The 3,771-nt window shown below is 28.8% G+C and carries 1 protein-coding gene; it reads left to right on the plus strand.

What is annotated here, in order from left to right:
- On the plus strand, positions 1-3,771 hold a 3,771-nt coding region (locus L8W57_RS07765), incomplete at both ends, for a filamentous hemagglutinin N-terminal domain-containing protein (protein ID WP_263662317.1).

Consider the following 3,771-nt stretch of genomic DNA (forward strand, 5'->3'; position numbering starts at 1 on the left):
CAGGTAATATAAACATTGATGGTAATACTATGTATGTTAATGGTACAACACAAGGTGGTAATCATGTTATCCAATGGGGTGGTGGTTTTAGTATAGGTAAAAATGCTCAAGTAAAATTTGGAGAAGGACAAAGTGGTCAAAACTACCTAAACATTGCTCATGGGACAAGTAAATCTACCATAGAAGGTATATTAAATGCAGGTGGTAATAATGTCTTTTTAATTAATCCTAATGGGGTAATCATTACTAAAACAGGAACTATCAATGCTAATCGCTTTGTGGCTTCAACTTCGTCTTTAAAACCAGAAGACTTTGATAAATTTAAAGCACAAGGTGCTTCTTTCTCTCCTGTGTTTAAACCAAATGGTGGTAATGTAGTAAACATGGGGACTATTAATGCTAAAAACATTACTTTACAAGGTAATAAAGTAATGTTAAGTGCTGATACTAATTGGGATGATAAAAATAATAAAATAAAACTCAATCAAATCACAGCAGATAATATAGATTTAAAAGGTAATGAAGTTTATGTAGATATTTCTACTATAAATTCTAACAGCCTAACTACAGAAGCAAAAAATAAAGGAATTGCTTATTTAAGTGCTACGGGCTATTACTATAATCCTGCAAGAAAATACAATGATATTGTATTTACCACTAAAGGTAATATGGATAAAACATATAATCAATATATTAGCATAGGCTCTGACTTAGATTGGTGGCACTTTGCTAAAGGATGGAATGAAAATAAAGAAGGTTTTAGAGATACAGCTAATGAGTATAGACTTACTAATGATATAGATTTTAAAGCAAGTAGTGGACAAAACTATGCTAATTATTGGGTAGATTTAAATGGTGATGGTAAAAAAGATGCTAATGAATTTACTAATATGATAGTAGGATATAAATATGATAGTGTTTTTACTAAAACATTTGATGGTCAAGGATTTACTTTAAAGAATATTAATATAGATACGACAATATTAGATAATAAGCCAATATCTGTAGGTATTTTTGGTTCTGCAGAAAATGCAACTTTTAAAAATATCAATGTAGATTATATGGGTGGTGGCTTAAAATTATCCAATGCAGTGCATTCTGGTGGATTTGTTGCATATTCTCGAGATTCCTTATTTTCAAATATATCTTTAAATAATATAAATCATATTAACCATGAAAATAATGCACATACTATGATAGGAGGATTTGTTGGTATAACTTATGATTCCTCATTTTCAAATATATCTTTAAATAATATAGGAAATATTAATAATATTGGTATTGATGGAGTTGCTATTGGAGGTTTTGTCGGAGTAGGGATATCTTCCTCATTTTCAAATATATCTTTAAGTAATATAGAAAGTATTAAAAATATCAATGGCGATGGTGTTAACATTGGTGGTTTTGTTGGAATAGGACAATCATCTTTGTTTTCAAATATATCTTTAAGTAATATAGGAGATATTAGTGGTATTGGAGATTTTGTTAGTGTAGGTGGATTTGCTGGGCATGGTACTTTCGGTGGAAAATATTCTAAAATTTATATAAGTGATATTAAAAATATATCTTCAGAGGGTGCTGATAATAGTATATTTGCTGGTGGATTTATCGGATCCTTGAATTCTTTTAACATTGAACAAATAAAATTCTCAGATATCACAGTTAAAAACATAGGAAATATTGTAAGTGCTAATAATTTTGAGGATGCTTATGCTTATTCTGGTGGATTTGCAGGAATTTTACAGGAAGGATACTTTGAAAGAATTTCACTTGAGAATATTAATAATATCAGTAGTATAGCAAGCTCAAATAATAGTGATAGCAGAGCTTACTCCGGTGGGTTTGTTGGAAGTAATAATGGAGTTAATAAATCTACTTTTAATATAAACAATATTTCCTTAAAAGGAATAAAAAATATTACAAGTGAGGCTAAAAATGCTTATGCAGGAGGATTTGCAGGGCAATTAACTAATAATTATAGCGGAGATAGTTCTAGTATCAATTCTCTTAAAAATATTTATATTGAAGGAATTGATTATGTAAAAGCAAATGGTAGAGCAGATGCTCAAGCAGGAGGATTTGCAGGGAGTTTAAATTATGTGGATATAGATAATGTAGAGTTAAATAATATTAAAGAAATTAACGCAGAAGCATTTGGCAAAGAAGCTTTTTCGACATCTGCTGGTGGTTTTGTGGGGAGTGCTGAAAGATATTTAAATTTTGAAAATATTGTTTTAAATAATTTTGGAAGTATTGGTGCTAATGGTTCCTATCCGGCTAACAATGATGCAGGTGGATTTATTGGATATATATATAGTGGATTTACAGAAATTCCAAAAATATTTAATAATATTTATTTAAATAATTTTAAAAGTATTAGCGCTAAAAACTCTGCAGGTGGATTTGTTGGATATGATAGAGGAATAAAAGTGAGTAACATTTCTTTAAATGATATTAATTACATCCAAGGATCTTTTTCTGGTGGATTTTCTGGTCACAGTGAAAGTAGTTATGAGAACATAGTTTTAAATAATATTAAACATATCAAAGGAACTTATGCTGGAGGTTTTACAGGATTTGGTACCGGAGGAAAAAATATCTATATATATTTTGATAAAGGAGCTATTATAGAAGGCTTAGAAAGTAGTGGTAAATTTTTTGGCCATTTAAATGAGCAGTTTATTCCGAATACTGAAAACACTTATATTTATTACCATAAAGATGACTTAACTAATGCCAATATAGATCAAAAATACTGGGAGCTTTATAAATGGATTGAACTCCATCCTTATGATGATAATAGTCAAGGTTATATAGATTTTAAAACAGCAGCTTTAGCAGCTTTAAATGGCTTAAAGGAAATAGATTGTGGTGCTAGTAAGAAATGTTTAGTTTTTACAAAAGATTTTGAGATTGAAAAACCATCTAATCCAAATATATCTGAGCCAAACTATCCAAATAATGTTGTAGTATCTAAACCATCACAAAATACAGATTATATCCCTAACACAGAAGATATCATCAATGAAAAGGTTGTTTTAGATGAAAATGATCTTTATAAAGATATTATCATCAATGAAATCATATCCGATTTGAAAAATAAATATTACACCATTGATATAGCTGATTTGAAAGATATTTTAGAAGCCTATAAAAATTTAGATAAAAATAGTGCCGAAGCTAGAACTAAGTTTATTATGGATTATTTCTTTGATAAAAATAATAAAGATAATCCATCAATAGAAATAGCTCAAAAAGAAATTTTTCAAAGCTTAGACTTTTTACTAGCTTATCAAGACAATGGCTTAGACAAAGCTAGTGATGATAAATTTGCAGATAATGAAGCTATACAGGCTAAAGATAATATTTTAACTGAAGTTTCAAATGCTCTTGAGAATAAAACAATTGCAAGTAATTTAGAAAATCTAAGTAATTTAAATGATAAAATCAACTCAGCCAACAATGACTTCAAAGAAGAAAACTATTACAAACAACTCAACGATTTAGCTTCAGCTTATAATAAGTATGTAGAATTAATTAATAAAGGATTAGCAAGTAAAGATGATCAAGCTTTTAAAGATATTAGCAATGAGTTATTTGATTTAATAGGAAAAGTAGGAGATGAAACTGAAGCTATAGAGCGTTTGATTAAAGACTTTGAAGATTTAAAAATATCAGTAAGTGATGAATCTAGCGGACACTTTGTTGTTAAAGGAGAATTATCAGCCATTAAAATACCTTATCCTATTTTAGCTTCTATTAAAGATGATA

The sequence above is a fragment of the Campylobacter sp. IFREMER_LSEM_CL1890 genome (genome assembly GCF_025772045.1).
GTDB classification, from domain to species: domain Bacteria; phylum Campylobacterota; class Campylobacteria; order Campylobacterales; family Campylobacteraceae; genus Campylobacter_D; species Campylobacter_D lari_D.